At 32.5% G+C, this 8,784-nt stretch carries 6 protein-coding genes; all 6 read left to right on the top strand.

Features of this window, described 5'->3' with window-relative positions; translation table 11 throughout:
- Window positions 1–311: 311 nt before the first annotated feature.
- Window positions 312–2,459, top strand: coding sequence for an ATP-dependent helicase (locus B5E48_RS01570; protein WP_087303843.1), 2,148 nt, complete (start codon window positions 312–314; stop codon window positions 2,457–2,459).
- 105 nt (window positions 2,460–2,564) lie between these two features.
- Window positions 2,565–4,553 carry an NAD-dependent DNA ligase LigA gene (gene ligA / locus B5E48_RS01565; protein WP_087297556.1) on the top strand — a complete coding sequence of 663 codons (1,989 nt, stop codon included), beginning with the start codon at window positions 2,565–2,567 and terminating at the stop codon, window positions 4,551–4,553.
- Window positions 4,550–5,623: a CamS family sex pheromone protein gene (locus B5E48_RS01560; protein ID WP_087303842.1), complete on the top strand. Its 1,074-nt coding sequence runs from the start codon at window positions 4,550–4,552 to the stop codon at window positions 5,621–5,623. The genes ligA and B5E48_RS01560 overlap by 4 nt, the downstream gene beginning before the upstream one ends.
- 10 nt (window positions 5,624–5,633) lie before the next feature.
- Entirely contained in the window at window positions 5,634–5,921 is a 288-nt protein-coding gene (gene gatC, locus B5E48_RS01555) for an Asp-tRNA(Asn)/Glu-tRNA(Gln) amidotransferase subunit GatC (protein ID WP_087303841.1), read from the top strand.
- Window positions 5,918–7,363 (top strand): amidase family protein, encoded by a 1,446-nt coding sequence (locus B5E48_RS01550; RefSeq protein WP_241146903.1) that lies wholly within the window; start codon window positions 5,918–5,920, stop codon window positions 7,361–7,363. The genes gatC and B5E48_RS01550 overlap by 4 nt, the downstream gene beginning before the upstream one ends.
- On the top strand, window positions 7,356–8,783 hold the full coding sequence (gene gatB, locus B5E48_RS01545) for an Asp-tRNA(Asn)/Glu-tRNA(Gln) amidotransferase subunit GatB (RefSeq protein ID WP_087303839.1): 1,428 nt from the start codon (window positions 7,356–7,358) through the stop codon (window positions 8,781–8,783). The genes B5E48_RS01550 and gatB overlap by 8 nt, the downstream gene beginning before the upstream one ends.
- Window position 8,784 lies beyond the last annotated feature (1 nt).

Here is an 8,784-nt window from a genome sequence, read left to right as displayed (position 1 = left end):
TTGGCAATGGCCTTGAAAGAATCGTTATTTTTTAGACCATTTTCAATTGTGATTCTATCAAGAGCAGTTAAATGTTTCTGATTAGCCATGATGAGCACCTCCAGTAGAAGGAATACCCACTATTATTATAAAAGTTTGCAGAATTAAATTCTATCATTGGATTTGTAAAATTAAATTCCATATAAATTGATTTAGGGATGGAATTTAGTTTTTCAATTTACGATTCATTTTGAATTCAACCTTTATTCATGTTTTTGATTTCTTTTTTGAGTAATTATGATATAATGATTAGACTGAGAGGATGTGATACGATGAATTTAGACAAACTATTAAATCCAAAACAAAAGGAAGCAGCCACTTATTTAGATTCTCATTTACGTATTATTGCAGGAGCAGGAAGTGGAAAAACACGTGTTTTAACATATCGTATTGCTTACTTGATTGAAGAAGTGGGGATTGAGCCTCGACATATATTGGCTATTACTTTTACAAATAAAGCAGCGAATGAAATGCGTCAAAGAGTTGTGGATTTATTAGGTGAATATGCTTCAGGAGCTCTTTTATGTACAATTCATTCTTTATGTGTCAGAATATTAAGACAGCATATTCATGCTTTTCATTATCCTCATCATTTTGTTATTATGGATGAAGAAGATCAAAAATCATTATTAAAGAAGATTTTTAAAGATAAAAATATTGATAGTAAAACAATGAGTGTAAAAAGCTGTATTCATTATATATCATCATGTAAAATGGCTGAAATCTCACCACAAAAAGCGTATAAATTAGCAGGAGATTTTATAGGTGAGGCCAAAAAAGCAATTGTTTATCAGGAATATGAAAAATATAAAGAAGAACATTTTATGCTGGATTTTGATGATTTGTTGTTGAAGACTGTTGAATTATTTGAGAAATTCCCAGAAATTCTGGAAAAATGGCAACGTAAATTTCAATATATACATGTAGATGAGTTTCAGGATGTTGGAAATATTGATTATAAATTGATTCATCTTTTATCAGGTCAAGCAACTTTATGTGTAGTTGGAGATCCTGATCAGACAATCTATTCTTTTAGAGGTTCTGATGTGAATTATATAATGAATTTTGATAAAGATTATTCTCATGTCAAAACCATTATTCTTGATCAGAATTATCGTTCTACAAAAACAATATTAGATATATCGAATAATTTGATTCGAAAAAATAAAAATCGTTTAGAAAAAGATTTGTTTACACAATTAGAAGATGGAGATAAAGTTGTGCACTATTCAGCAGGCGATGAAGAAGCAGAAGCTGAGTTTGTCTGTCAGACAATTGAAAATATTATACATCAGGTTGATGGTGTGAATTATCATGATTTTGCGATTCTCTATCGTGCTAACTATTTATCACGTTCTTTTGAACAGAAATTAATTCAGCATCAGATTGATTATAAAATATTTGGTGGATTAAAGTTTTTTAATCGTAAAGAAATTAAAGATGCATTAAGTTATTTACGCTTAATGGTATTTATGGATGATTTATCTTTTGAACGTATTATTAATGTTCCTAGTCGTGGTATTGGTCAAAAAACACTTGAAAAAATCCAACTGAAAGCGATTGAGTATGGCATTAGCTGTTATGAAGCCGTTTGTTTATATAGTGATGAAATTGGATTGAAAGGTAAAGTGAAAAAAGCCATCAGTGAATTTGTACAAGCTATTGAAAAAGCAAGACAATCAAGAAATCCTTTGGCTGATGTCTTTGAATACTTATTGAAAGATATTGGTTATTTTGAAATGCTAAGAAATGATGAAGATGAAAATCGTATTCAAAACATTATGGAGTTAAAAAACTCAATTGCTGGATATATGAATACCCATCCAGATAGTGCTACTTTTGAAAGTTATTTACAGGATATCGCTTTATATACATCACAAGATGATATGACACAGGATGAATATGTATCATTAATGAGTATTCATATGGCTAAAGGTCTGGAGTTTAACTATGTCTTTGTTGTGGGATTGTCACAGGATGTCTTTCCAAGTTTTAGAAGTGTTTCTGAAGAAGGAGAAGAGGGGATGGAAGAAGAACGTAGATTGGCTTATGTAGCATTTACGCGTGCGAAAAAGCGTCTATATCTGACGGATAGTCAAGGATTTAATTATATGACGAATTCTCCTAAAATGCCTTCTCAGTTTATTGATGAAATTGGTGTAGATCATGTTGAACACATTGGTAAGCCTTCACCATTTAAAACAAAACAATTTGTACATTTAGGTCCAACTGTTGATGAGATGATAGGTGATAATGATATTCATGACTGGAAACAGGGCGATTTTGTAGAGCATGATGTCTTTGGTAAAGGTGTTATTGTTAAAGTTCGTGGAAATACTTTGGATATTGCTTTTTCCATGCCATATGGTTTAAAAACACTGATAGCACAGCATAAGGCTTTAAGACGTTTATCGTCATAAAAATGATGTGAAAATAAGGATAATTTTGGGTGATGAATTTTGATGTTTTGTATTTGATTCATCATCTTTTTTTGATATAATGAGCAAGTGAATGGAGTGTGTAAAATGACATTAGAAAGATTGAATGAAATCAAAAAATTATTAAATGAATATAATTATCAATATTATGTCTTAGATAATCCAACAGTATCCGATCAAGAATATGATCGTTTGATGCAAGAGTTGCAAAGTATAGAAGCTAAACATCCTGAATGGGTAACTCCTGATTCACCAAGTCAACGTGTGGGTGGAGAAGTCTTAGAAGGATTTCAGAAAATTACACATCAAAGAATGATGTTGTCTTTAGGAAATATTTTTAATGAAGATGAACTGAGAGAATTCGATGATCGTATTCGTGATGTGTTTCCTCAAGCTGAATATGTCTGTGAGTTAAAAATAGATGGCTTAGCTGTTTCATTAGTTTATGCTGATGGACAATTGAGTTATGGAGCAACACGTGGTGATGGAACAATTGGTGAAGATATTACGCATAATGTCAAAACAATTAAATCTATTCCATTATCAATTGATTATCAGGGAGATTTTGAAGTGCGTGGAGAAATCTATATGCCTAAAAAATCTTTTGAACAATTGAATCATCAACGTCAACAGGCAGGTGAAGCCTTATTTGCGAATCCTCGAAATGCGGCTGCCGGAAGTGTTAGACAGTTAGATTCAAGTATTGCTGCTAAACGTGGCTTAGATGCATTTTTATATATGGTGCCAACGGCTCAGGAAGTAGGGTGTCAAACACATAAAGAAGCTTTAGATTATATTGCAAAACTGGGCTTCAAAGTCAATCCTATGACACGTGTTTGTGCAAATATTGATGAAGTATGGAATTTCATTATGGAAATGACAGAAAAACGTCAATCTTTGCCTTATGAAATAGATGGTATAGTGATTAAAGTGAATAATTTAGCATGGCAGGAAAGATTAGGGTATACAGCAAAAGTTCCTAAATGGGCTATTGCCTATAAATTCCCAGCTGAAGAAGTTGTCACAAAACTTAAGGATATTATTTTTACAATTGGAAGAACGGGTCAAATTACGCCAAATGCGGTTTTGGAACCTGTACGTGTCGCTGGTAGTACCGTTCAACGTGCGACATTACATAATGAAGATAACGTTGTTCATAAGGATATTCGTGTTGGCGATTATGTTGTGGTCCGTAAAGCAGGAGATGTTATCCCAGAAGTTGTTCGATCTTTAAAAGAAAGACGTGATGGAACAGAACAGAAATTTAAGATGATTGATGTTTGTCCATATTGTGGGACACCGCTTGTTAGAAAAGACAATGAGGCTGCTTATTATTGTTTAAATGAACATTGTGATTCTAAGAAGATTGAGCGCATCATTCATTTCGCATCTCGTGATGCTATGAATATAGAAGGATTAGGAGAAAAAATTATAGAACAATTTTATAATTTAGGTTTTGTTCGTTCTATTGAAGATATTTATAGTTTATCTAGTCATGAACAGGAAATTATAGATATAGAAGGATTTGGTAGAAAATCAATGGATAATTTGTTAGAGGCTATTGAAAAAAGTAAAGGTAATTCAATGGAAAAATTATTATTTGGTTTAGGAATTAAAGGAATCGGTGCTAAAATGGCTGATAACTTAGCCAAAGAATTTAAAAGTATGGATGCTTTGCTTGAGGCTTCAACAGCTAAGTTGCTTTCTATGCGTGATGTTGGCGATACACTTGTTCAATCTTTAAATCGTTTTAGAAGTCAACCTCAATCAATGGCTTTATTACAACATTTAAAAGATCTCGGTTTAAATATGAATTATCTAAAAGATACATCTTTACTTCAAGAAAGTATTTTTAATGGAAAAACTGTTTGTGTCACAGGAACATTAGAATTGATGACGCGTAAGGAGATTAAAGAGTATCTTGCCAGACTAGGTGCTAATGTGACAGGTAGTGTATCTAAAAAAACAGATTATCTGATCTGTGGTCGTGATGCTGGAAGTAAACTTGAAAAGGCCAGAGAATTAGGTGTGACTGTATTAAGTGAAGAACAATTTAAGGAGGAGGTTGATTTATGAAAAGAATAATATGTGTTTGTATGTCTTTCTTATTGTTGTTGACTGGTTGTCAATCTTCACAAGATACTGTTGAAGAAGAAACAACAAACAATACTGCATCAATGGAGTCATTTGATGATACTTATTATAATATCGTCAAATTTGAAGATAGTGAACTGAGAGAAGATTTCTATTTGGACTATGGTGCAACATCTGATTTCTCTTCAATTGGAAGAGGATTACAAATTTTATCATCACAATATTTTTCAACTTCTGATCATTATATGAGTGAAGGTCAATATTTAAAGCTTGCTTTAAAACAAGAAATGGTTAAACGTGATAGTGATTATTCTTTACAGCCTGCTGCTGGAACAAAGATTGCCAATGTCAGTGATCCAACAATGGTTCAACAGATTCAAGAACAGGATTTTTGGGAAAAATCAGGTGATAAATATACTTTAAAAGGTGCGTCATTTGTGATTGTTCTTGATCCGCGTGATAAAAATAATGCTCGTTTAAAAACGCAGATGGATGATCAATCTATTTTAAATTATGGATATGAATGTAGTGAGAAATTATATGAAATTATTCAATCTCACGAAGATTTTGAAAAGTTAAAGAATTTACCTGTTTTAATTACGATTTATCAGGCCACGGATTTAACAGAAAGTACCGTAGATGGAAATTATATTTTAAAGACATATTGTGATGGTTCTTATGGAAATAGTGAAGAAGTAAATTTTGAAACTGTTTTATTTTCAAGTACACGTGCCGAAGAATTGGATGCCACAACATCTAATGAATTTGATATTATTAAAAGTAATTTAAAAGATGCAGCAACTGAAGCTGCAGGATTAGTAGGAACTGCCAGATATCAAAATGGTGAAATCCAATCAATGGTTATAGAAGCTCATTTAAACGTGAAAACAGCAACTGAATTGATGTATTTATCTTCTATTTTAGCGAATGGTGTTGATACACGTTTTTCATCTGATTTTGATATTAAAGTGCTTATATATTCACAAGATGAATTACAGGCGATTGTGATTAAAGATAGAGGACAAGACGTTAAAAGTTATTACTTATATTAGAGGATGGACTATGGACGAAAGAGAATTAATTCAATCATTAGCAAAAGATGTAAAGTTATCTGTTTTGGATGAAAACATGGATGCTTTCATTGAAGCATATCATCAATTTCTCAAACAGGTTCAAAGTCTAGAAAGTATTCAAACTGAAGGTGTAGAGCCTTTGGTTTTTCCTTTTGAGGTAGAAACTTCTTTTTTAAGGGAAGATAGTATACAGGATGTTATGCGTAGAGAAGATATTTTAAAAAATGCAAAACACATCAAAAATCAACAAATTCAGATTCCTAAGGTGGTGGAATGATGAATGTTTATAGTATAGAAGAATTGCATCAGGGTTTTAAAACTGGTCAAATTCTTCCTGAAAATTATTATCAGGAGATTTGGCATGAGGCTCAATATCAGCAAAAACGCTTAAATGCTTTTGCGCTTATGACATTTGATAAAGCACAACAAGATTTAAAACATGCGCAATTTCAAAATATTTTGAGTGGAATTCCCTATGTTTTAAAAGATAATTTTAATACAAAAGGGATTTATACAACAGCATCCAGCCGTATGTTGGCTGATTATTTACCTGTATATAATGCACATATTGTTGATTTACTGGAAAAAGCAGAATGCTGTTTAATTGGAAAAGCTTCAATGGATGAATTAGGCATGGGAACTATGAATATGACTGCTTTGACGGGACCTGTTTTGAATCCATGGAATATTCAAAGAGTTGCTGGTGGTTCATCTGGAGGATGTGCAGCATTAGTTGGAAGTGGCGTTGTTCCTTTTGCAATTGGGAGTGACACAGGCGATTCTATTCGTCGTCCTGCTGGTTTTTGTGGCATTGTAGGAATGAAACCTACATGGGGATTGATATCACGTTATGGTTTGATTCCTTATGCTGCCAGTTTAGATACGGTTGGTGCTATGACCAGAAGCGTTAAAGATATGAGTATTGTTTTAGAAAATATTGCTGGCTATGATGAACATGATATGACATCATGTACTAAAAAAGTACCATCTTATTATCAATCTTTATCTTCAGATGTATCTCATTTGAAAATTGCTGTCATAAAAAATGTATATGAAAGATTAACGAATTCACGCATAAAAGAAAAATTTATGAATTGTGTTTCCATATTCAAAAGATTAGGGACAACAATTCATGAAGTTGAATTTCCAGATACTTATCTTCAGGCTTTATCACCAGTTTATCAGATTATTGCTAATGGGGAAGCTACAAGTCAACATGCCTGCTTAGATGGCATTAAGTATGGCTTACAAAAACAAGGGGAAAATATAGATGATATGATTATACGTACTCGAAGCCAAGGTTTTCATCAAAACATTCAACAGCGTTTTATTTTGGGTTCATTGGCCTTGAAACAGGAAAATCAGGAAAAGATGTTTAGAAAAGCTCAACAGGTCAGACGACTCATTGTCAATTCGATTCAAGATTTATATCGTCATTATGATATTATTTTGACTCCTAATGGTGAGGGAATTGCTCCTTTTCTTAATGAGGCTAAGCAAGTTGAATATACATTAGTTGATGATTTTTTGATTGTTGCGAATTTGTCAGGATTACCAAGTTTAACTTTACCATGTGGTTTTGTTGACCATATGCCTGTAGCTATTCATATAATGGGGCGATGTTTTGAGGAACAGACTGTTCTCAATTGTGCCTATGCGTTAGAAAAATCGCTATCTTTTTCTCAGCAATATTGCCAAAAGGAGATTCAACATGTTTGAAACAATCATAGGTATTGAAGTCCACTGTGAATTAAAAACGCAGTCTAAAATGTTTTCTTCAGCTCCTGTTTCATTTGGACAACCACCTAATAGTCAAGCTCATGTTATAGATTTAGCGATGCCAGGAACTTTACCATCGGTTAATAAAAAAGCAGTGGAAATGGCTATTCGTGTTTGTCATGCCTTACATATGGATATAGACAGTTTGCTTCGTTTTGATCGTAAGAATTATTATTATCCAGATTTACCAAAAGGTTTCCAAATAACGCAACAATATCATCCTATTGGTAAAAATGGATATTTAGATATTGAAGTCAATGAACAGAAGATACATATCAATATAGAACAGCTTCATCTTGAAGAAGATACAGCAAAACTCACCCATGATGACGATTATACATTGATTGATTATAATCGTGCAGGTATTCCTTTGATTGAAATTGTGACACAACCTCAGTTTCATAATAGTCAGGAGGTTTGTGCTTATTTGGAAGCTTTAAGAATGATTTTGATTTATACTGATGTTTCAGATGCTATTATGGCTCAAGGGTCTATGCGCTGTGATATTAATATTTCATTACGCCCCGAAGGATCTCAAGGCTATGGTGAAAAAGTGGAAATTAAAAATTTGAATTCACTCGCTAATGTGCAAAAAGCGATTGATTTTGAAATTCAAAGACAGACAGAACTTTTATTGAATCATTGCTCCGTTCCAAGACAAACGCGACGTTTTGATGAAAAGACACAAAAGACAATAGCGATGCGTGATAAGGAATTATTAGCTGATTATCGTTATTATCCTGAACCTAATATTTTACCAGTTCGTCTACCATGGCATCGGATTGAAAGTATTAAAGATCATTTACCAGTGCTTCCAGCACAAAGACGCGATAAATATATTCATGAATATAAACTTTCAGTAAAAGAAGCTGATACGCTTTTATTGAATAAAGATTTATCAGATTTTTATGACCAGGTAGTTAAACAATGTATATATTATGATACAGTATGTCACTGGCTTATTGGAGATGTTTTGTCTTATCTTCATAAAAATCATTTACATATTCATGATATATTTGAAGTTCAGGATTTTGCGAAACTGATGAATATGACAGGTCAAGGAATTGTTTCTTCTAAACAAACAAAACAGGTTTTATCACTAATGATTTTAGAAAAAAAGGATCCTTTAACTATTATGCAAAAACATCATATTCAACAAATGAATGATGAAAATGTTTTGATAGAGCTGATTGAAGAACTGCTAGATAATCACTTTCAATTGGTTCAGGATTACCATCAGGGTAAGACAAATCTTTTAGGTTATTTTGTAGGACAAGTCATGAAAAAAACTCAAGGACAAGCGAATCCTCAAAAAACAAATCAATTATTAAAACAATTATTGGAAAAAAGAAAAACATAAT

Origin of the sequence: Massilimicrobiota sp. An105, from assembly GCF_002161155.1 — a bacterium.
GTDB lineage: Bacteria > Bacillota_I > Bacilli_A > Erysipelotrichales > Coprobacillaceae > Allocoprobacillus > Allocoprobacillus merdigallinarum.
The sequence above is the reverse complement of the archived record's forward strand: the minus strand, read 5'-3'. Positions and strand labels throughout refer to the sequence as shown.

Bases quoted from the DNA above. Each gene is read 5' to 3' on its own strand.
- B5E48_RS01570 (WP_087303843.1), top strand. From the start codon at position 312: ATGAATTTAGACAAACTATTAAATCCAAAACAAAAGGAAGCAGCCACT.
- ligA (WP_087297556.1), top strand. From the start codon at position 2,565: ATGACATTAGAAAGATTGAATGAAATCAAAAAATTATTAAATGAATAT.
- B5E48_RS01560 (WP_087303842.1), top strand. From the start codon at position 4,550: ATGAAAAGAATAATATGTGTTTGTATGTCTTTCTTATTGTTGTTGACT.
- gatC (WP_087303841.1), top strand. From the start codon at position 5,634: ATGGACGAAAGAGAATTAATTCAATCATTAGCAAAAGATGTAAAGTTA.
- B5E48_RS01550 (WP_241146903.1), top strand. From the start codon at position 5,918: ATGATGAATGTTTATAGTATAGAAGAATTGCATCAGGGTTTTAAAACT.
- gatB (WP_087303839.1), top strand. From the start codon at position 7,356: ATGTTTGAAACAATCATAGGTATTGAAGTCCACTGTGAATTAAAAACG.